The sequence below is a fragment of the Leptospirillum ferrooxidans C2-3 genome (assembly GCF_000284315.1).
Classification (GTDB): domain Bacteria; phylum Nitrospirota; class Leptospirillia; order Leptospirillales; family Leptospirillaceae; genus Leptospirillum; species Leptospirillum ferrooxidans.
In genome coordinates this window covers 406,561-428,274 of the sequence record NC_017094.1, presented here as the reverse complement: position 1 = coordinate 428,274, position 21,714 = coordinate 406,561, and the positions used below count along the sequence as shown (strand labels likewise).

The 21,714-nt window shown below is 51.8% G+C and carries 20 protein-coding genes; 3 read left to right on the top strand and 17 right to left on the bottom strand.

Features of this window, described 5'->3' with window-relative positions; translation table 11 throughout:
* Position 1 precedes the first annotated feature (1 nt).
* From LFE_RS02195 to LFE_RS02175, 5 genes are read right to left on the bottom strand one after another with little or no spacing between them, the layout of a single operon-like run.
* On the bottom strand, positions 2-253 hold the full coding sequence (locus tag LFE_RS02195) for a hypothetical protein (protein ID WP_014448647.1): 252 nt from the start codon (positions 251-253) through the stop codon (positions 2-4).
* 32 nt (positions 254-285) lie between these two features.
* The gene (locus LFE_RS02190; protein WP_041773940.1) at positions 286-762 is read right to left on the bottom strand and encodes a peroxiredoxin; all 477 of its coding nucleotides are present in this window, start codon (positions 760-762) and stop codon (positions 286-288) included.
* On the bottom strand, positions 752-1,612 hold the full coding sequence (locus LFE_RS02185; protein WP_014448645.1) for a prohibitin family protein: 861 nt from the start codon (positions 1,610-1,612) through the stop codon (positions 752-754). Before LFE_RS02185 ends, LFE_RS02190 begins: the two co-directional genes overlap by 11 nt.
* A gap of 42 nt (positions 1,613-1,654) precedes the next feature.
* Positions 1,655-2,266 (bottom strand): FlgO family outer membrane protein, encoded by a 612-nt coding sequence (locus LFE_RS02180; RefSeq protein WP_014448644.1) that lies wholly within the window; start codon positions 2,264-2,266, stop codon positions 1,655-1,657.
* A gap of 4 nt (positions 2,267-2,270) precedes the next feature.
* Positions 2,271-2,504, bottom strand: coding sequence for a hypothetical protein (locus LFE_RS02175; RefSeq protein ID WP_014448643.1), 234 nt, complete (start codon positions 2,502-2,504; stop codon positions 2,271-2,273).
* A 300-nt stretch (positions 2,505-2,804) separates the two neighbouring features.
* Here LFE_RS02175 and LFE_RS12845 point away from each other — a divergent pair, with 300 nt between their 5' ends.
* Positions 2,805-3,152: a hypothetical protein gene (locus LFE_RS12845; RefSeq protein ID WP_014448642.1), complete on the top strand. Its 348-nt coding sequence runs from the start codon at positions 2,805-2,807 to the stop codon at positions 3,150-3,152.
* 74 nt (positions 3,153-3,226) lie between these two features.
* Here the strand turns inward: LFE_RS12845 and LFE_RS02165 are convergent, their stop codons facing one another.
* The 9 genes from LFE_RS02165 to LFE_RS02125 all read right to left on the bottom strand — a co-directional run bounded on the left by LFE_RS02165 (position 3,227) and on the right by LFE_RS02125 (position 14,959).
* Positions 3,227-4,225: a zinc-dependent alcohol dehydrogenase family protein gene (locus LFE_RS02165; RefSeq protein WP_014448641.1), complete on the bottom strand. Its 999-nt coding sequence runs from the start codon at positions 4,223-4,225 to the stop codon at positions 3,227-3,229.
* A 13-nt stretch (positions 4,226-4,238) separates the two neighbouring features.
* The gene (locus LFE_RS02160) at positions 4,239-4,451 is read right to left on the bottom strand and encodes a YgaP family membrane protein (RefSeq protein WP_014448640.1); all 213 of its coding nucleotides are present in this window, start codon (positions 4,449-4,451) and stop codon (positions 4,239-4,241) included.
* A 30-nt stretch (positions 4,452-4,481) separates the two neighbouring features.
* A complete protein-coding gene (locus tag LFE_RS02155; RefSeq protein ID WP_014448639.1) occupies positions 4,482-7,709 on the bottom strand; it encodes an efflux RND transporter permease subunit in 3,228 nt (1,075 codons plus the stop codon).
* Complete coding sequence (locus LFE_RS02150) at positions 7,709-8,758, bottom strand: efflux RND transporter periplasmic adaptor subunit (protein ID WP_158310228.1); 1,050 nt, start codon at positions 8,756-8,758, stop codon at positions 7,709-7,711. The genes LFE_RS02155 and LFE_RS02150 overlap by 1 nt, the downstream gene beginning before the upstream one ends.
* Before the next feature lie 41 nt (positions 8,759-8,799).
* Positions 8,800-10,257 carry a TolC family protein gene (locus LFE_RS02145; protein WP_014448637.1) on the bottom strand — a complete coding sequence of 486 codons (1,458 nt, stop codon included), beginning with the start codon at positions 10,255-10,257 and terminating at the stop codon, positions 8,800-8,802.
* Positions 10,250-10,570, bottom strand: a complete 321-nt coding sequence (locus LFE_RS02140) for an ArsR/SmtB family transcription factor (RefSeq protein ID WP_014448636.1) — start codon at positions 10,568-10,570, stop codon at positions 10,250-10,252. Before LFE_RS02140 ends, LFE_RS02145 begins: the two co-directional genes overlap by 8 nt.
* 94 nt (positions 10,571-10,664) lie before the next feature.
* Positions 10,665-12,788, bottom strand: coding sequence for a putative bifunctional diguanylate cyclase/phosphodiesterase (locus LFE_RS02135; RefSeq protein WP_014448635.1), 2,124 nt, complete (start codon positions 12,786-12,788; stop codon positions 10,665-10,667).
* Between the two features lie 3 nt (positions 12,789-12,791).
* On the bottom strand, positions 12,792-13,256 hold the full coding sequence (locus LFE_RS02130) for a response regulator (protein ID WP_014448634.1): 465 nt from the start codon (positions 13,254-13,256) through the stop codon (positions 12,792-12,794).
* Positions 13,257-13,348: 92 nt separating this feature from the next.
* Entirely contained in the window at positions 13,349-14,959 is a 1,611-nt protein-coding gene (locus LFE_RS02125; RefSeq protein WP_014448633.1) for an ATP-binding protein, read from the bottom strand.
* A 578-nt stretch (positions 14,960-15,537) separates the two neighbouring features.
* On the opposite strand from LFE_RS02125, the gene LFE_RS02120 reads away from it, so the two are divergent.
* Positions 15,538-15,816: a DUF4321 domain-containing protein gene (locus LFE_RS02120; RefSeq protein ID WP_014448632.1), complete on the top strand. Its 279-nt coding sequence runs from the start codon at positions 15,538-15,540 to the stop codon at positions 15,814-15,816.
* Between the two features lie 9 nt (positions 15,817-15,825).
* Here the strand turns inward: LFE_RS02120 and uvrB are convergent, their stop codons facing one another.
* Together uvrB and LFE_RS02110 are read right to left on the bottom strand one after the other, a co-directional pair.
* Complete coding sequence (gene uvrB / locus LFE_RS02115; protein ID WP_041773939.1) at positions 15,826-17,880, bottom strand: excinuclease ABC subunit UvrB; 2,055 nt, start codon at positions 17,878-17,880, stop codon at positions 15,826-15,828.
* Positions 17,877-18,227, bottom strand: coding sequence for a YnfA family protein (locus LFE_RS02110; RefSeq protein ID WP_014448630.1), 351 nt, complete (start codon positions 18,225-18,227; stop codon positions 17,877-17,879). The genes uvrB and LFE_RS02110 overlap by 4 nt, the downstream gene beginning before the upstream one ends.
* An 81-nt stretch (positions 18,228-18,308) precedes the next feature.
* Here LFE_RS02110 and LFE_RS02105 point away from each other — a divergent pair, with 81 nt between their 5' ends.
* Positions 18,309-19,031 carry an SLOG cluster 4 domain-containing protein gene (locus LFE_RS02105; protein WP_014448629.1) on the top strand — a complete coding sequence of 241 codons (723 nt, stop codon included), beginning with the start codon at positions 18,309-18,311 and terminating at the stop codon, positions 19,029-19,031.
* Between the two features lie 68 nt (positions 19,032-19,099).
* Here the strand turns inward: LFE_RS02105 and LFE_RS02100 are convergent, their stop codons facing one another.
* On the bottom strand, positions 19,100-21,700 hold the full coding sequence (locus LFE_RS02100; protein ID WP_014448628.1) for a M1 family metallopeptidase: 2,601 nt from the start codon (positions 21,698-21,700) through the stop codon (positions 19,100-19,102).
* Positions 21,701-21,714: the final 14 nt, after the last annotated feature.

Below are 21,714 nucleotides of genomic sequence, written 5' to 3'. Positions count from 1 at the left end.
ATCAGTATCCAAGTGACGTTGGCTGATAATGCGGAGGACCAACCCCTCCCTCATCTCCACCAGAGTGGGGAGATCTCCCGCCACCACCAGGCGGGAGCCCCCCAGACGGGCCGGACGGCAACATCTGATGAAGCCCCCCATTTCCCGTTCCCGAACCTGCCTCCATGGAATGGGCCATATAAAGGAGCCCAATCCATATGACCAGAAGCCCCCACAGGATCTTTTTCCCTCCCATATCATCGAACGAGTTCAAGTGTTTTCTCCTGACCCTTCAGCGCTGAGAGGTTAAAGTCCCAAAAAACTCATGATCTGAGCGACATGGCCATCCACCTTCACCTTTGGATAGATCTTTCTGATCGTTCCGTCGGCACCAATCACTACGGTTGTTCGTTCAATACCAATCGATTTCCGTCCATACATGTTCTTCTCTTTCAAAACTCCATAGGCCGTACAGATCGCACCGTCAGGATCTGAAAGAAGGGGAAAATTCAGATCATATTTCTTGACAAACTTTCCATGGCTTTCCAGCGAATCCCTCGAAACACCCAACACCACGACTCCGGCCCGCTTTAACGGCTCGAAAGCATCCCGAAAATCACAAGCTTCCCGAGTGCAACCAGGCGTATCATCCTTGGGATAGAAATAAAGGACAACCGTTCGGCCCTTCAGATCAGAAAGACTCACAGTTGGCGACTCATACCCCAAAACACCAGCTGAAAAGGAAGGGGCCAAATCCCCTTCCTTCAATGGATCAGTTGCCATTTGATTGTTCCTTTCCCCTATATGTGTGATGAATGGTTCTGTTTGAAGCCCTTCCCGGATCTGCATTCAATATCACAGGAAGGCCATTTTTTCCACCGCCGATGATAACAATCTTCGCATTGGGGCTCTTGGCCAGCTCTTCAGTCGCCCGAATTCCCTTCCAGGTCAGGTATTGCGAGGTCAGGTTTTCCTGAACAATTTTCTGGAAGGCCGAAATTCCTTCCGCCTCGATGCGCTTTTTCTGGGCCTCCTTCCTTGCGATATCCAGAACATATTCCATCCGCTGGAAGTTCTGCTCCTCGGTCAGTTTATGCTCGATCGCCGTCCGGATCACACGGGGCAGTTTGACATTTCTGATCAAAAATCCGCTGACTGTGACCGGATACCCTTTCAGTTTCTCACGAAGATGCTTCAGGATCGATCGTTCGATCTTCTCTCTCTGATTCGAATAGATCTGCGAGGGGGTGTAGCGACCAACAATCTTCCGGGTCTCGGAACGAACATAGGGTGCGATCAGCACATGAAAGTAATCGGGGCCAACGGTCTCCTGAAGCGTCGGAAGGTATTTCGCATCCACCTTGTAGAGAACCGATGCATCCATTCCGACAGGGAGACCGTTCACCGTCAATACATTCAAGTTGAGCCTTGCTTCCTGGGTTCTCAGGGAATAAATATACATCTCGTTCCACGGGGCGATCACCTGGACGCCTTCCCTGTAAATATGGGCTTTATCCGTTCCATGGCTGATATCCCAGAAAACACCCGCCTGGCCCGGATTGATTGAAACGACACAGCCCGCCAGAAGACTGGTGAGAGCAATCGCTCCAGCTGCTTTTTTGAAATTTTTCATCAATTCCTCCGCACGATCACTGGAATATGATCTTCATAACTTTCATGGACCAACATCCCAGAGGTTCAGAAATGATCCGTTTTTTTTCACCAATTTTGAAACCTGACCGAGAACCTTACCGTCCGAAACGGACATGATCCTGACCGAAATCTCTATTTGCTGCCCGAGATCCGTCATTCTCCCCAAAACAATCCGGTCTGCATTCAACTCTCTTGCGATCAACACCATTGAAGACGATCCTTGACCTCCCTGAGTGATCGCCTCCAGATGCATTTTTTGACGGAGTTTTCCGGAATCAATTACGTTCAAGGCGGGATCAGTAGACAAGCCTTCGCTGATCCTTGATGCCAGATAACGCCCCAAAACACGCGCAACACCACGGTTATCCACAAATTTGGGAACGAGCACACTCTCCTGGGGCTTCCCTTTTTCAAGGGTGCCGTCAAGGACAGCGTCAATTTCGGAGGTCAATTGTTTGGAGACTGTCACCGGAGTCTCGCCGGAGACGCCTTCTGCAACAATTGCCGGGGTAAAATGTTCTGCAGGAGAGGTTTGGCAAGAAGAAATCGCCAGAAACAAAAGAAAAACGAACGGAACAAACAGATTACTTCCCACCGCTTTCGAGGGGATCAGTCGATAGTTTTCCATTTTCATTGAATTAACTCCCTAATGTACCGGAGTTCATCCGAAGATCGTGTTCAGAGCGAAGATCTTCGAGAAGTTCACGGAGAGCCGAAGCTTCCTCGGCCGACAGCAAATGGTCGTTCTCCCCCTCGTCAACGTCCTGTTCAAGGGACTGCCAGCGACTCCCGATAACAAAATGTTCCTTCGAAATCTCTCCGTCAAGATCAAGAAGCCTGTTTCGAATCACAATGTAACGATCCGATTCCATGAGACACCTCCAGGTTGGATCTATCTGAATACCTCCGTTTAGGAAAAGGAACAGTCTCTTTCATTCCGCTCCCGTTCACATTATATACCTCCCCCATGATTATTGGCATCAAGATCATGCCATAGAACCGTTTTCCAGAAAATCGTGATAGAATTTCCAGGAACCGGAAAAATAATGGATTGGGTGAACATTTAAACCGGCCACTCTGTTTCCGGAAATCACCGGAGGTGTATGGAGTCCGTCACCTCATGCGATTTTCATCAACGCCAACATGTCATAACAGACCAAGAAGGAGGAATCATGCACCCATTAAAAATGGTCACAGCTTCCCTTATATCCGCCGCATTTTTTTCCATGGGACTCGTCGGAACACCGGCTTTCGCGGCCGAAAAAACATCCGTCAAGATTACCTCTCCAAAAAGCGGATCCACCGTTCATAACCCTGTCCTGATTCGTTACATCCTCCATAAAGGACCAAAGGGTGACCATGTCCATCTTTTCATCGATGGTCAATTTACAGAGCCCACCCACCAGAATCCCATAAAGATCAAACTGCCCAAAGGCAGACATACCCTTACACTCAAGGTCGCAACAGCAGGTCACAAGATTCTTGGACCAAAGTCCAAAGTGACCGTCAACGTCGAATAAAAAAAAGCCCTCCGTCATGGAGGGCTTTTTTTTCTGTCCTTCTTTCATCTCAACGTTCAAACCCTTCAGGCCCTTCAGGAAACCTTCAACACGCATGCTCCACGGATCCGGTCGTTCTTGAGATCCATCAGGGCAGATGTTGCCTCTTCCAGAGAATAAACCCTGACTTTCGGGGTGATTCCAAACGCCTTGGCCATTTTTAAGAGACCCTGCCCGTCCTCCCTCGTATTGGCTGTCACCGAACCGAGGCTCTTTTCCAGAAAGAGCTGGTCCTGATAGACAAGGGATGGAATATTCGACAGATGGATCCCTGCGATCAGGAGCTTTCCTCCCCGATCAAGATCAAGCATGATATCCGGAACAATCTCTCCCGCTGGAGCAAACAGGATTGCTCCGTCAAGAGGCTCTTCGGGATGAGTCCCTGACGGCCCGACAAAATCGGCACCCATCTCCCGAGCCAGGGCCTGATGACCTTCTCCCCTGCTGATGACAGACACTCTCATCCCTAAAAACTTTGCCATCTGGAGAACAAGGTGGGCAGATGCCCCGAATCCGTAAAGACCGAGATGTTGCCCGCGAAGGAGCGCAAGCCTTGAAAAAGCCCGGTAACCGATAATGCCTGCGCATAAAAGCGGAGCAAATACCGAAGGATCCGTGAAATTCAGGTGATAGACAAACCGTCCATCCCCCACAACGTACTCGGCAAATCCACCGGGCCTGTCATAACCGGTAAAGATCGGGGACAAACACAAATTCTCCCTCCCCGACAGACAGAAACGACAGGTTCCGCATGACCGGTAAAGCCAGGCCATCCCTACAGGATCACCCAGAGCCCATCCGGTGACGCCTTCTCCGAGAGCTGCAATCTCGCCCACAATTTCATGTCCGGGAATCGTCCCGGGAGAGACACCCGGAAGATCCCCCTCCACAACATGAAGATCCGTCCTGCAAACCCCGCAGGAGCGAACCCTGATCAGAACCTCCCCCTTGCCCGGAGAAGGAACCGGAAGATCCCGAAGGACAAGGGAATCCGGAGCCACCGGTCCTGTCTTCGACAGAACCATCGCTTTCATAGAGCTCTCCCGGTCAACAGCAGTTCTTTTCCCCTTCCGCCGGCCTTCGCAGAATCTTTCTCAAGATAGACTCCGCAAGACACCACCTGGTGATTGAAGACTGAAGGAGATTGGCACCCACAAAGGCTGTCAGCCATAACCACTCCCTTGAAACATAGACGGACAAAAGCAGACTGATCAATATCATCGATCCGGCCAACGCGCGGATCATTCTTTCCATCGACATTTTACTCCTCCATTATCAAAAATCCCAGAATCAGTTCCCGGAAACCATCTGCCGGCCATCCGGCCAGCGTTTCCCCTCCACCCGGGCAACCAGGAGGGGAACAAGAACAAGGGTGAGAATCGTCGAAACCATCGAACCCGCCAGAAGCGCAATCGCCATACCGCGGAAAATCGGATCCGAGAGGATGACAAAGGATCCAGCAACAAGAGCCAATGCTGTCAGCAAAATAGGCCTTGTCCGAACGGCACCCGCTTCCAGAACCGCTTGTTTCAGCTCGACTCCCTCCGCTTTTTTCGTGTGCAGGAAATCCACAAGAAGAATGGAGTTTCGAACCATGATTCCGCCAAGGGCGATAAACCCGATCATCGATGTCGCCGTAAAGTTCGATCCCAGAAGGACATGGCCCGGAATCACCCCTATGAGCGCCAGAGGAATCGGAGACATGATGATCAGGGGAGTCACATAGCTTTTGAACTGGATCACGATCAGGAGATAAATGACCACGATGGCGGCAATAAAGGCGATTCCCATATCCCTGAAGGTGACATAGGTGACATGCCACTCTCCACCCCACCGCACCGAAATCTTGTCGTTGGAAGACGGATATCCCCAAAAATATTGCCGAACAGCTTCGGGATGTCCGGAAAGCTCCGACGGGGGGAGTTTTCTTGAAAGATCCACCGCCGCATAGACAGGGCTCCGGTTGGAGCCGATCGTATTTCCCGTCACATAGACCACAGGACGAAGATTCTTGCGGTACAGAACGGCGGGCGCGCCTTCTTCGGAAACATCAATCAGTGTCCCCAGGGGGAGGAGTCTTCCATTATTGGATCGGACCATGATCGAGTCCAGATCCTTGATGGAAGAGCGGTCCTTCCTTGAAACATCCAGGACAATCGGAACATACCCCTTCCCGGATGTCGTATGAAGCTCCCCTGTCTCGCCATGCAATCCAAGAGTCAATGCTTTTTCAATCTGCTCCGTTGAAACGCCCGAAAGAGCCGCCTTCTCCTGGTCAACGCGGATCCTGTAGCGGACCTGGGGGTCCGGAAGGGTTGAATCGACATCAATCACCCCTTCGGCATGCTGAAAGACATCCCGAACCTTTTTGGCATAGTCACTGATGCTTTTCTGATCCGGGCCGGTGACCTCCGCAACGATCGGAGCCATGACCGGAGGTCCCGGGGGCACCTCGACCATTTTGATCCTTGCGCCAAAGGAATGCGCCACGGGAGCTAGCTTGCGCTCCATCTCTTCGGCAATCCGATGGCTTTGAAGCGATCGTTTTTCCCTCGGGAGAAGATTGATATGGATTTCGGCGACCCTTTTCCCTCTCCGCAAATAATAGTGTCTGACGAGTCCATTGAAGTCGAACGGAGCAGCAAGTCCGACATAGGCCTGATCGGAACGGACAGAAGGATCCTTCAGGATCACCCGTTCCAGAGCCATGGCGGTTCTGGCGGTGGACTCAAGAGTTGTTCCCGCAGGCATATCGATGACAACATCCAGTTCACTTTTATTGTCAAAAGGAAGCATCTTCAACAAAAGGGTGCGTGTATCAAAAAAGGCCATGACACCAACCGTCAGAAGCAGAACTGAGGCAAAAAACAGATTCTGCCGAAGTCGGGAGTTCAGCAGAGGGAGCATGATCGACCTGTAAAGGTGACGGATTCCCGCATCCACCTTTCCCATGATCTTGTTGACATGGCCAGCGGGCGGAACCATTCTTAGCGCAAGAAAGGGAACCACCGTCAGGGCCACCAGGAGGGAACCTGTCATCGCCAATGAGGCATTGACCGGAATGGGGCGCATGTAAGGCCCCATCAGCCCGCTGACGAATGCCATGGGAAACAGTGCTCCAATAACGGTAAAGGTTGCCAGGATCGTCGGGTTCCCGACTTCACCCACGGCGACAACGGCGCGTTCAAGAAGGGTATCCCTGTCTCGTTTGCCTCCCAGAAAATGAAAATGCCGGTTGATATTTTCCACTACCACAATCGCATCATCCACCAGAATACCGATGGAGAAGATCAGGGCAAAAAGCGTGACCCTGTTGACGGTATAGCCAATCACCATGGATCCGAATAACGTGAGGGCAAGTGTTACCGGAATCGCGACAGCCACCACTCCGGACTCCCTCAGTGAAAGACCAAGCGCAACAAGCAGGATCACGGCAACAGTGGCAACAACGAGATGCAATAAAAGATCATCGGCCTTTTCATTGGCCGTATGGCCATAATTTCTGGTCACCGTCCATTGGACATCAGAAGGAATCTTTCTCGCCGAAAGATCTTTCATCTTCTGAAGGATTTGGTTGGCGACAACAACGGCATTGATCCCTTTTTTCTTTGCGACAGCCACAGTGACCGCCGTTTCATCCCCCGATAAAGGAGATGTGGCCGGATGGCCGATCCATACATAACTCTCAAGGGGCCCCGGACCATCCGTGACTTTTGCAACCTGAAACAAACGTATGCTTTTCCCATGTTGCACGGAAACCACCAGGTTCCGGACCTGGGAAACCCGGGTCAATGTTCCGGAAAGCGCCACCTGATAAGAAATATTGTTCCGATCGAAACTTCCGAGATCAATACTTCTGTTCGATCGCCAGATCGCAGCGGAAACATCCATCGCCGTCAGATGATGGGCCGTAAGATCCGATGGACTCAATACCACACGGACCGTTCGCCTTCTGCCTCCGATGACCGTCACCTGTCCCGTCCCGGGAATCCTCTTGAAGCTTGTCGCAACCTCTTCCGATAGACGATGAAGGACCGCATCCGACTCGGTTTTTGAATACAGCGTCACAGCCATTACAGGAACGTCATTGATGTCCATTGGCTTGACGAGAACCGGACCAGCGTCCCGGGGAAGGTAGCCGCGGCTCTTCATGACCTCGCTGTAAATCTTGACGAGGCTCTTTCCCATGGGCTCACCCACATGAAAGCGGACCGTCACCACAGCCGTCCCACTTTCAGATTGTGAATAAACCGCCTTGACCCCCTTGATCCTGGAAAGATGTCGCTCCAGGGGAGCCACAATATGGCGGGACATCTCCGTTGCGGACATTCCCGGATCAGAAACAAAAAGATCCATCATGGGAACCTTGATCTGCGGGTCCTCCTCCCTTGGCGTTTTCAAAACGGCCAACCCACCAAGGGCAAGGGAGATGAGAATCAGGATCGGTGTCAGGGGGGAATCAATGAACGTTCTGGAAAGCCATCCCGCGAATCCCGGACCATGTTTTTCGCCGGTCATCAGTCTTCTCCCAAAACATGGACAGGTGTTTGATTAAACAGCTCTCCATCATGGGATACAACCACCTTCTCTCCGGAATTCAGTCCGGAAAGAACTTCGACCAGGGGAGCACCCGAAGCAGAGCTCTTTTTCAAATGTCCGATCCTGACGAAACGAAGCCCCGCCACACCGTTCCGGACGACAAAAACCTCACGCAAGCCATCTCGGTCGATCACGGCACTCCGGGGAACAAGAGGGCTCGTCTCTTTTCCGGAAGGCAAGAGAAGCGCCCCATAGGAACCTGGCCTGAGACCGGGAACACGACCGAGGGAGGCTTTGACAAAAACGGTGTGGGTGGCGGGATCAGAACGGGGAGAGATCGATCTCACCTTCGCGGGCAAATCGGTCTCAACGCCATTTTTCCGGACTCTGAAAGACAGTTTCATCCCGGGAGAGATTTCATTCGCCAGATATTCAGGGATATTGGCGGACACCCGAAGATCTCCCTCCCGGAGAACTTCCGCAAGAAGTAATCCCGGGCTCACAACATCGCCTACACGAACATTCTTGAGGGCCACCCTCCCGGAAAAGGGGGCAGTGATGCTCGTCAGGGAAACCTCATTCCTGGCTGCAGAGTAATCCGCCAAAGACATCAGATCCTCCGCCTTGGCCGCATCCCATTCCTGCCTCGACGCTTCCTTTTTCTGATAGAGGGCGTCCATTCTCTGGAATCGTCCATGAGCGTTTTCATACCGGGCTCTCGATGCCTCGAGCCTGTCGTAAGCGGCCCTTCCGGAAAGTTTCATAAGAAGATCGCCCTTGTGGACCATCTGCCCGGTCCTGACCCGGACAGTCTCGACCCTTCCCTGAACCCTGCTATTGATCCTGGCATCACGCTCGCCTTCAACCACTCCGGAAACTCTGGAAAGGTGCAGACTTTCTCCCGGACTGACGTCAAACACCCTGACATTGACTGCAGGAAGGGATTTCTGACCTGAAGTCTTGGAAGCTTCATGACAGGATGTCCCCAAAAGCAAGATCGCCATCCCGACATAACCGGCGGGTGACATTTTTTTCCACGGTGCAATCCATTTTTGGTTTAAACAAAACTTCATTTCCCGGAAACCTCCATCGCACCTGGAACCATTCCCCTCTCGTCAAGATCTCCTGTTGCCAAGAGAAGGTCGACTCCAGAATCCATCAATGCCACCTTGTCAGAAAGGTAAACCAGTCTTGCATCCGCCAGGCGGACATCCGCCTCAAGCAGCATCAGCGGCGGATCAATTCCCTGGGAAACCCTATCCTTTTCCACCTGCTCCTCTTCAGAACGGATATTGACCTTCTGCTGGTCAAACTCAAGTGTCGATTCAAGGACCTTCGCATCGCTCCGGGCTTTCGCCACCTCATAAGCGATTTTCGACTTCAAATCCTGTCTGGAATAGAGAGCCTGACGAAGCCTCGCATGGGATCTTTCGCTTTCCTCCTTGTCGGAAAGTCCGTTCAGGATAGACCAGCTGAGCGTCCCCATAACCGTATAATCCTGCTTGCCCCATGTATTGATCCCCTGGGCGTATTCGTTAAAGATCCCCTGGGCGGACAAAGCCGGCCAGAATCCCGAATGCGCGGCGGAGAGAAGACTCGACTCACTCTTGACACCCATCACGCTGGCCTGGTAATCAGGGCGATGCAAAAGGGCTTGCCCTGAAACCAGCTGAGAGTTGGACGACGAATATCGCTCAACGACCGAACGAGCCCATTGAATTCCGCCTGGGGGGAGACTGAAACGTTCCCTTGCCAATGAACCCTCAAGATCTCCGGATGAAACACCCATCAGCCTGGCAAGCTTCATCTTGCTGATCTCGACCGCTTTTTTTGCCCTGAAATAGGACAGTGCAACCGACTGTGACTTAAGCTTTGCCTCGTCGAACATGGTCTTGTCGATTCCCCCTTCCCCGAAGGACTCTGTCGCCCGGGAAAGGGAGGATTGGACCGCAGCACGCTCACGATCGATGACCCGAACTTTCTTCTCTGCAATCACCACATTGAAATAGGCCTTCGTCACATCAGAAATCAGCTTTTCCCTGGCCCTTCTCAGCTCAAGACCAGCCTGCTGCTCCCCTTTTGTTGTCGCCTGGTAAGTAAAATATCTCTTCCCCCCCTGAAAAACGGTCTCCGACACAACAGCCGCGAATCCAAATGCCTGGGTCACAGAGGGATTGTTCAGCTCATTGACATTTGACAGCTGACCGGCCTGGACGACTCCTTCATTTAACAAAAGGCCAAACGCATTCAGGGGATTGGTCGTGCTGATGGCCGACTCGCTCACGGACATGGCCGGGAGCCAGGCGCCCATTGCCTGAACCTTTCTGGCATGCATGATCTCGCCTGAAAGGCTGGACTCAAGAAGAGCCGGATTTTTGGAAAGTGCCCGGGAAACGGCCTCTGACAAGGTCAATGCCCCTGCACAGGAAACCTGTCCGATCATCCCCAGGATCAAACCTGCGATCAAGATTCGGAAAGAGATCATGGGGATCGAGATCTTCGGAACAGACCGGATTTCATTATTCATGGCAAAACAGCTCCTCCATCAGACGCATGAACTCCATGACCTTGGGATTCACAATCCGGTAAAAAACCTGATGTCCATCCCTCACAGAATCAATGACCCCCTTGTCTTTCAATAACGACAGATGTTGGGAAAGATTGGACTGGCTCACCCCTACAAGTCCGGCAAGATCATTGACACTCCTGGGACCTTCGGACAGGACAGCAATCACCAACAGGCGCGCGGGATGGCCAAGGACCCTGAGGCACCTCGCCCCTTTGGAGGCTTTGGATGGTTGAATTTTAGCGGTCGTCTGTTTATCGTCATCAACTCTCATAATGTTAGAATATTTTAATATTTCAACGAAGTCAAGATCCGGGACTGGCTTTCGACGCATTCTAAAATGCCCGATGGAACAGACCTTGCAGCTTTCAGGCTTTTCCGGGATTTACCCTCATCATTGAGCGGAAGAGAACATCTTTTTGAAGGGCTCCGTAGAGAGAAAGAAGTGAGTCTTTCTGAAAAAGGAGAAGGCGGGAATAATATTGGGTGGCACCTTTGTTCTTCTCGATGATTCTCCTGAAAACTTCACGGACAAGATCGAGGGATTCCCTGTGGACATCAGAGAGGCTTTGGAAGGTTGGAATTTCACCATAAAGGGAAATCCCCTCATGGTTGTACCAATCTTCAACGGGTGAACTCCCAAATTCCTCTTTCTCAAATGGAGTCAAAGGAGAATGATCCGACTTATCCGCAAGGGAGATGATCCGCTGGATCCAGGACAGATGAGAAATCTGCGTCAGTAATATGGATAACTCCGAAAGGGGCAAGAAGGGAGAAACACCTTCGGAATGGTCCTTATTGATCCAACGCTGTCTCCATTCCAGAAAACGCTCAGGGGGTAGCGGTCTTGAGATGGCATAACCCTGGGCCAGATCGCATCCCATCGCCATCAGCATCGGACTGTAGGACATCTGTTCCATCCCCTCTGCCACCACATTGCGACCGAAGATTTTAGCCAGACTGGAAATGCTTTCGATAATGGCAAGGTTTTCCCTGTTCTCAAGCATGCCGATCACAAAGCTCTGGTCGATTTTCAATGTATCAAAAGGAATATGTTTCAGATAGGAAAGGGATGAGTACCCCGTTCCAAAATCATCGATGGAGAGCCTGATTCCCAGTTCATGGAGTCCATCGAGAACCTCCCGGAGATTGGGAACGTCCTCCGCGGAGGTTGTCTCCAGAATCTCGATCTCAAGAAGATGGGGAGGAATATCCGGATATCGATGCAATAAGCGGACGAACTTCTGGTGGAAGTCCGGCTGCTTGATCTGGAGAAGATCGACATTGACACTCACGGGAATCAGGATTCCCTGGTCTTTCCATTTTGAAAGACAGGAAAAAACCAACTCGAAAACGGTTTCGCCAAGAGAAACGATCAGCTCCGTTCCCATAATATCATTCAGGAACTCCCCCGGAGACAAGAGCCCTTTCTGGGGATGGTTCCAGCGGACAAGCGCCTCCAGAGAATTGATGGCATGGGTCCGGAGATTGATGATCGGCTGGAAGTGAAGGCAAAGCTCATGATTCTTGATCGCGTTTTGAAAATCGGCCCGCAAGGTCTGTCTCGCTGATTCACGCTCGTCCATCTCGTGGTTATAGAAACGGAATCTCTTTGCCCCCGACTCCTTGGCCTGATACATCGCCCGATCCGCCTTCCGGATCAGCTCCGACTCATTCAGGCCGTCGAGAGGGTAAAGGCTGATCCCCATGGAGAAATCCATTTCAAGGAGTGTCGATTCAATCTTATAGGGACGGCAGATATGCTTCCTGATCTTTCTGGCCACATGGGAGACATAGCTGAAGGTCTTGAGATTATTGAGAATAATGGCAAACTCATCCCCACCCATACGGGCAACAACATCGATCTTCCGCACAACATTCCGGATGCGCTCCGAAACCTGCTGGAGCAGGAGATCTCCGGCCAAATGGCCGAACGTGTCGTTGATTTTCTTGAAATTGTCCAGATCCAGAAAAATGACGGCAAATTTTTGCTCGCCCCGCTCGCACCACTCAATCGAGTGTTCCAGATGTTCATGAAAATGCTTCCGATTCGATAACCCGGTCAGGGAATCATGATAGGCCATATAAAAAAGCTTCGAATCCATCTCTTTTCTCTTGATGGCATAGAAGATCGACCTGGTCAAAATATGGCCATTAAAAGTTCCCTTGACGAGAAAATCCTGCGCTCCGACCTGGAGAGCCGTTACAGCAAGCTGTTCATCGTCCTGGGAGGAAAGGACCACAATCGGGGTTTCCCCACAAACATCATGGATGGTTCTGAGCGTTTCAAGGCCATTGCTGTCCGGAAGCCCCAGATCCAGCAAAATCGCATCAACAGCCATTTCTGATAGAAGAGTTCCTACACGGGAGACCCGGTTTGCTGAAAAAAGCGAGATCCTGTCTTCACTGATGGCATGAAGCATCTCCTGCACCAGAAGAACATCTCCCGGATTATCCTCAACAACAAGAACCCTGAGCGACCGGTCAAACATCGCTTACTGTTCCAGGATATCGGGGCTGGGAAGTTTGACGATGGTCAGCCAGAATGTTTCGATGGACTGGACAACCTTGATGAACTGGTCAAGGTCCACCGGCTTGGTCACATAACAGTTCACATGAAGATCATAGGTTTTGAGGATATCCTGCTCTGCTTCCGAAGAGGTGATCACCACTACCGGAATTCTCCTCAGGTCGGGATCGGCCTTGATTCGCGAAAGCACCTCCCTGCCATCCATCTTCGGAAGATTCAGGTCCAGAAGGATAATATCCGGCCTCGGAGCATTCTCGTAGGGCGGCTTTCTCTGAAGAAAATCCATGGCAGCGAAACCATCTCCCAGAACATTGAGATGGTTCCTGACCTTGCTGTCCCTCAGTGCCTCCTTGGTCAGCCTCACATCACCGGGATTGTCTTCCACCAGCAGAAACTCGGCCGGGCGCCCCATGTCCTCAATACCGCTCATACCTGTTCCCTTCTTTCCTTTCTGTTCCGGAATGGATCATTCCGGAGATGTTTGCCTGCTGCCCTCGACTGCCATATGGAAATGGCCAAGACCTACAGACGCTTGAGTGTAAAAGAAAAAGTGGAACCCTCTCCCGGATGCGAGTCTACGCGGATGGTTCCGCCATGCCTTTCGACAATCCTCTTGCACATGGCAAGCCCTATCCCTGTTCCAGGGTATTCCTCTTTCGTGTGGAGTCGCTGGAAGATCACAAAAATTCTTTCGTAGAATTTGGGGTCGATCCCAATTCCATTGTCATGAACAGAAAACAACCAGAAATCCCCTTCTTGCCTGGCAGCAATCTTGACGGTCGGAACTCTGTCCGGAGAACGGAATTTCAGCGCATTGCCGACAAGATTCTGGAAAAGCTGCATCAACTGGAGCTGATCGCCGAGAACAGGAGGAAGATCCCCTGCCTCGACAATGCCACCGCACTCGGAAATGGCCATGGCCAAATTGGACAGGGCATTTTCAAGGGCTGTCCGGGATTCACAGCGAACAAGCTCCCGTCCCATTGAATCGACTCTTGAATAGGAGAGCAGCGCGTTGATCAGGGATTGCATCCTGAGCGCCCCGTCAACGGCATAATGAATGAACTCATCGGCTTCCTCCGACAATTTCCCCTGATATCGGCGTGCAAGAAGCTGTGTGTAACTTGTCACCATTCGAAGTGGTTCCTGAAGGTCGTGAGAGGCAACATATGCAAACTGTTCCAGGTCACGATTGGATCGAAGGAGGTCTTTTGTTTTTTGGGTCAGCTCGTTTTGTTTTTTGTGCTCTTCCGTCCTGTCCCGAAACTCGAGGATATACTCCGGATCCGTCTTTCCTGCTCTCTGAAAAACATTGACCGTAGCCCAGGCAGGAAAGGTTTTTCCGTCTTTGTGCCTCAGGAAAAGAGATCCTTCCCAATGGCCTTCGACCCTAGCCACTTCCCCGATCGCCAACTGCGAAGGCGACAAAGATTCCGGATCGTCCCAGAGAAATTCGTCAAGGGACCTTCCGGCCAGCTCATCAGGATACCATCCGATAATCTTCCCGGACGTCTGATTGGCATGCTCGATGACCCAGTTTCCATCCAGGATCCAGACCGCCTCCACATTGGTCTCAAAAACACGAGACAGGACCTCCATCCGTTCCCGCTCCGCCAGGAAGTAAGAATCCATGACAAGCCCCAGGTCAAAGAAGAGGATCTTTCCGAGAATATCGGGAAGAGACGGATTTCCGGAACAGGGAGATGAGGGCTCCGCCCGGAGGAGACCATTGGCCCACTCCAGAAAGAGAGCAAAGGAGGACTGGACCCATTCGGGTCCCAACCCTATGATCTGATGGGTAACACCCACCCCGAGGCGGTTGTGGACATATTCCTGATTATAGGGACCGGAAAGCAGTTCGACAAAGTACTCCGCGTGGCGGAGTCTGAGCCAGGATTGGGAATGTGTCTTCTCAAGGATCATCCGGCTTTCGGGAAAGGAGTTGATCCGCTCATGGAGAATCTGGACAAACTCCGGAATGCGTTCCTTCAAGAACGGGGCAAGATCCCGGACGACGATCTCTTCCTCCGGTGTAATTCCGAGGAAAGCTTTCCTTCGCTGGATACCGGCTTCGGAGAGATCAAGACGCTGGGCCATCTCACGCGCTTTTTCCAAATTCGCGACGATTTTCAAAAAGACTCCGGCTGGTTCAATCTGGACGCTCTCCGGGAAAACAGTCACCTGTGCCGGATCAAGACAAAGATCCTTGAACGGCCAGCAGAAATAACACCCGAAATCATTTAAGACAGCCGGAATAATGAATCAAATCATTAAAAAAATGCAACACCAAGAAGAAATGTCATAAAAGATATTACTAAAGAATAAAAAATGATTATTAAAGATTCCTTACGAAGAGTTTTTTAAAACTTCATCAATACATTTGAAAAATATAGCAAAATAAAATCCCATAACTCCTGCTACTCCTTTATCCTCCATCAATCGGTTCCATGATCGACTCCCCATTGCCCCGGATGGGAGCCTCCATCGTCAAGACCTGATCAAAAAAACAATCTCCCCCTCTCTTGGGGCCCTACAGCCAATGAGCTTTTCCGGACGGTAAATTTGATTTTTATAGCTGATCGTGGTTCATTAGTCGGATGATATCCACGGGACCCACCATCATCCGGAATCGAAGGGGGGCCGAATCATTCATCCCCGTTACGCGGGGCGAAACAACCAGCCTTTTTGCTGATAACAGTCAGGACAGACACTTGGCATTTGCAGGACAACAAAAAAAGGGGATGGGGCTTCTCATTCTTTTTCTATTTCTCGGAGCGGCGTTCGGATCGATCCTGACCGCGATTTTCAATCTTTTTGTCCCTTCCGGCCCCCTCGCAGATATTTTTCTGACTCATGTCACCGTCGGCTCAAGCGGACCGCTCACCTTGAAGCTCATTCTGGTGGACATTACGGTCGGAACCAGCGTCCATATCAATTTGCTCAACCTTCTCGGCATGGTTCTGGGATATTATATCTACAGGAATTCCTGAAGGGCCCCGCTACCCTTTTTTACGTGACCGTCCGGATTTTCCGGCGATCTTGATTCCACGTCCATCCACCTCTTTTCCGCGACTTTTCAGGACATCGCGGAAATAGGCCGCCCGCTCGAAATCCAGAGATCCTGCAGCCGCCTCCATCAATTTGCGAATGTCTGCATCCGACAACTGTCCATCCGCCTCTTTTTCTTTTTTGTCCTCAATAAAAGCCAGCGGCTCGGTATAATCGCCTTCTGAAACAGCATAGAGACTCTCCGGGATATTCTTGATGATCCCCTGGGGAGAGATGTTGTGCTCCTTGTTGAAAGCGATCTGGACCCGACGGCGCCTGTCCGTCTCATCGATGGCCTCCTGCATTGAGCCTGTTATGGAGTCTCCATAAAAGATCACCCGTCCGCGAATATTTCTGGCTGCACGCCCCGCTGTCTGGATCAGGGAGCGCCTCGAACGCAAAAAACCTTCACGATCCGCGTCAAGAATGGCCACAAGACCGACTTCAGGCAGGTCAAGACCTTCTCTCAGAAGGTTGATCCCCACCAGAACATCAAAAACACCTTTCCGCAAATCCCGGAGAATCTCCATTCGTTCAAGCGTATCAATCTCCGAATGGAGATATCGAACGCGGATCCCCCTCTCCTCCAGGTATTCGGTCAGATTTTCCGCCATCCTCTTTGTCAGTACGGTGACAAGAACACGATCGGAAAGTCCAACAGTCAGATGGATCTCCCCCAAAAGATCATCCACCTGGTTCTTGGCAGGGCGCACTTCAATAACAGGATCGGTCAAACCGGTCGGACGAATCACCTGCTCCACCGTCACACCCCCTGACTTTTCAAGCTCGTAGGGTCCCGGGGTCGCGGAAACAAAGATCACCGAGGGCAAGATCGATTCAAACTCGGGAAAGGTCATCGGACGGTTGTCAAAGGCGGACGGGAGCCTGAACCCATACTCCACGAGACTTTTTTTCCTGGAATGATCTCCATGGTACATTCCGCCCACCTGAGGGACAGCCACATGGCTCTCATCAATCAGTACGAGGAAATCTTTCGGAAAATAGTCAAACAAGGTGGGAGGCGGCTCCCCCGGCTTTCTTCCCGACAGATGTCGTGAATAGTTTTCAATCCCGTGACAGTAACCCACCTCCCGTATCATTTCCAGGTCAAAAAGTGTCCGTTGCTCGATACGCTGGGCCTCTATCAGCTTTCCTTCCTTCCTGAAATAGCGGATTCTTTCGACAAGCTCCTCTTCTATACTGGACAGGGCGGATTCCATTTGATCCGGTGGAAGGACATAATGCGTCCCGGGATAGATGATCACCGAGGACATCTGGGACAGTTCCGCCCCTGTCAGGGGATCGAACTCCCGCAAACGATCGATCTCATCTCCAAAGAGCTCAATCCGGATCGCCCTATCCTCATAGGATGCCGGAATGACATCGATTACATCCCCCCTGACTCGAAATGTCCCCCTTTTCAGATCCATATCATTTCTCTGGTACTGGATCCCGACAAGCCTCTCGAGAAGCTTCTCCCGGCGCATTACGAGACCCCGTTCAAGATAAAGATGCATCTTCTTGTAGGACTCGGGAGAACCCAGTCCGTAAATACAGGAAACAGAGGCCACAACAAGGGTGTCCCTGCGGTCAAGGAGCGCGGACGTGGCCGAGTGGCGCATCCGGTCGATCAGCTCGTTGATGGCCGAATCCTTTTCGATAAAGGTATCCGTCGAAGGCAAATAGGCCTCAGGCTGATAATAGTCGTAATAGCTTACAAAGTACTCAACCCTGTTCTCCGGAAAAAACGTCTTGAATTCCCGGTAGAGCTGGGCGGCCAGTGTCTTGTTCGGGGCCAGGACGAGTGCGGGTTTATCAAGTTTCTCCACGACTTTTGCCATGGTGAAGGTTTTCCCTGACCCGGTGACACCCAAAAGCGTCTGAAAGGACGCCCCGGATTGAATCCCGTTTGACAGGACCTCTATGGCCCTCCCCTGATCACCGGAAGGAATAAACTCCGACGCAATCCTGAATCTGATATTTGAAGAATCTCCACTCACTGTCATCCCCTCGGAGCCAGAATCATGAGCCCCACACCAACAAGAACCAGAAATGCCCCGGCCTTATCCCAGATATCGGGATGAAAGTGATCAAACGACATCGCCCAGAAAATGGAAATGACGATAAAGATCCCCCCATACGCCGCATAGACCCGGCCGAACGGAGCCGGTATCTTGGTCGCGGAAATGCCATATGCGGCGAGAAGCAGCATACCCATAACTCCCTGCCATGGATTTTGGTGCTCCCGCAGCCATCGCCAGACAAGATATCCACCGCCCACCTCCAATACGCCTGACAGAAAAAACCACGGAAGCGTCCTGGCAAGGATCCTTGCACCTTCCTGAAGACCCATCTTGAATATTTCCCCCCTTTTACCGCACTATCTGATGAGATTGGAAATAGGACCGGACAAACCACCCAACAAAGGAGCCTCATGACCGTCGATCCCGTTTGCGGAACAAAGATTCCAACACTTCAACATGCCTATGCCATCCGTATCCATAAAGGAAGAATCCTTTATTTTCACAGCCCTCAATGCCTTGAAACATTCGAGCGGGATCCAGCAAAGGTCACCGCTCCTCCGGGAAGACTCTTTACCGTGGGCGTTATGGGTGCCGCCTCCGGAGATCTTGAAGCAAAGCACAGGGAGATCGCCCGCCATCTTGGCAGGGAGATCGCAAAACGGGAATTGGGACTGATCACCGGAGCTTGCCCAGGCCTTCCATATGAGGCTGCATCGGGATTCAAGGAGGTTGGTGGCGTCTCCATCGGCATCTCCCCCGCCCTTTCAGAGCAGGAACATATCTCCCGATACCAGTCCCCGAACGATCTGTTTGACATCATCATCTTCACGGGATCCGGGCTGATGGGACGAGAGGTCATCAATATCCGCTCAAGCGATCTGGTCCTGATCGTCGGTGGACACTCCGGAACCCTCGGAGAATTTTCCATCGCCTATGACGAAGGCAAGCTGATCGGTGTTCTGGACGGATCGGGCGGAATCACCGAGATTCTTCCCGATATCGTGAAGAAGATAGGAAAAGAAACCGGTAGCCGCCTCCTGTACCACTCGGACCCCGGAACACTTTTGACTCTCCTCGTGAACGAATACACCACTAACCATTTCCGAAGGCCATCGGTCCATATCGTCGGCTGAGCCAGGCCAATGGGGATCTCACGGGATTCCCATTGGCAATCCCTGCGTTCGGTCTGTCGATCCTGTCTTTACCTCAGGGGAAACATTGACAGCAATTTCTTCGACAACCCTTCTCCCTGCCCTGACCAGACCGCGCTGTTGAAATCGATCGCTTCCAGCGTCTGCCGGATGGCCCTTTGTCCTCCGGACAAGGGATTCTTTTCAAAAAAGGATCCGATCACTTCGGAGAATGCCTTCTCTTTGCGATGATCCCCCATGGCGCGGATCAATCTTGAAAGAGCGAAGCCCCCGCTTGAGTAGCGCCGTGAAAACTCCTGGAATCTCTCCGTAAAAAAGGCCCATGCATGATCCCGCCCGTAAGGATTGTCCGCAACAGACACCACCACGGACACCGTATCCTGGGAACGGATCCTGTCTGAAAGACTGTCTTCCAGAAGCAATCGGATCTCCTCTGGTTTCCGTGAAGAGGCAAGCCCTGTCAAAAACCTCATCTTCTCCTCCTGATGGGACTCAATCAAAGCCCGATCCCGGAGGACTCCAAAAGCATCCGACAAACGCCCACCGCCAATAACGGTTCGAAAAACACCGATTCTCAAATCAGGATGGAGCGATGAAGGGTTCTTCAGAAACTCCCCGAACATCTCTTCACATCTGGTCAGCACCAAAATATCTCCGGAGCGGCCAAGCGCGCCCAGGAGCAGTGAGCGGAGAAGCCTTGCCTGATGGTCCTCCCCCTCTTTCACGACCCATCCGAGACGATCAAAGGCCTCACGGCACACATCCTGGATGAAGGATGAAAACGCTTCCCATGCCGGCTCAAAAGCAAGCAGCTGGTCCAGATAAGCCAGATGCGCGATGATGTCAGCCCATACAATATAATTTGTCTGGTGGCGGCAGACATTGACCGTATCCAGAAAATCCTCGAGTCTGGACAGACCGGCCAAAGACAGTGAAAATTCGTCATTGACAAATCCAAGACTTTCCGCTGCAGAGATCTTGCCCTCCCGGATATCCGAAAGGATCCTCTTTCTTAAGCTTCCTTCATTCTTCACCCGATAAAAACCCCTTCCGGACACATTCAGGCTCCGGATGGATTCCATCGGAAAGGGAAAAGGGGAGCTTGCCTCCCCAAGGAGAAAAGATTGCTCGGATACCTGGCCATTCTCCTCTCGACGGACACCCATCATGACCTGCCAAACGTCTTTTGTCGGAGAGGAAAGAATCTCTTTCATCCGGACAGGATGGTTCGCAAACGGTTCCTGTACGGCATGGAGGTTTTTTTCGTCCTCCAGACGCACGACCGGGTATCCCTTCTTCAGAGTCCAGCTTTCCATGATGGACCGGACATCCTGACCGGCCTTTCGTCCCAGGGCATTCCAAAGATCCTGCGTCCGGGCATTTCCGTAACTGTGGCGTTTCAGATAGTCCGACAATCCCTCGCGGAAAACCTCCTCCCCCAGATAGCCCTCGAGCATCCGGATCAGGGAACCCCCTTTCGTATAGGAAATGGCATCGAATATTTCATTGATTTCATGGGGATCCCGAACATCCACCTGAACAGGATGGGATTCTGTCATCCCGTCCAGGTCAAAGGCTTCCGTCATGTCCTCTGCCTGAAAAAGCTCCCACATGCGCCATTCGGGGAAAAGATAGTCGACCGCCTTGACCTCCATCCATGAAGCAAAGCCTTCATTCAGCCAGAGGTCATCCCACCATGCCATCGTCACCAGGTCTCCGAACCACTGATGAGCCATTTCGTGAGCAACCACGATGGCCACCCTCTGACGGGTTCTCGCTGAGGCAACCGACGGATCCACGAGAAGAGCTGTTTCACGGTAAGTCAGTATGCCCCAGTTCTCCATGGCACCGGCCGCAAAATCGGGGATCGCCAGAAGATCCATCTTTGGAAGGGGATAAGGGATGCCAAAATACTGGTTGAACCAGGGAAGAAGACGCGTTGCCACCTCAAGGGCAAAAACACCCTGTTCCTTTTTGCCTTTGGTCGACCAGACAGAAATCCGCGTACCGTCCGGAGTCTGGTCGCTGACCTCCTCAAAGTCTCCAACGGAAAGATGCAGAAGGTAGGTGGACATTCGGGGAGTTTTTGCAAAAACAACCTCTTTCATGGCTCCTTTCAGAAGCTTTTCCCTGACCACCGGCATGTTGGACAGCGCAACAAGTTTTTCAGGTACGACCAGAGTGAGGGAAAAGGTTGCCTTCGCTGAGGGTTCGTCCCAGCAGGGAAAGACCCTCCGGGCATCCGTAGCCTCAAACTGGGTCGTCACAAGAACCCGTTTTTCCCCGTCAGGATCTTTAAAATGGCTCTGGTAAAGCCCAGCGAGAAGGTCGTTGACCTTTCCGGCAAAAACAACCTCCAGCAGAGCGGATGAACCAGCCTCAAAAAGCCTTTCCGCTTTCAGAACAATGCGCTCATATTCCTTATCCTCGAGAACCCGGAGCGGAGAGGGATCCCCCTTTACAAAAGCCGTTGCGTAATCAATGTCCAGATCCACAGAATTGAGGACAAACTCCGTGGTATCCCTCCGGACATCGAGGTGGATCTTGACCTCACCACTGAAGGTCAGAGCCTCCATATCCATTTTCAAAACCAGGTCATAGTGTGTCGGACGAACATCGAGGGGAAGCTGATAGCAGGACATATCGGGCATCAGGTCAATCCTTT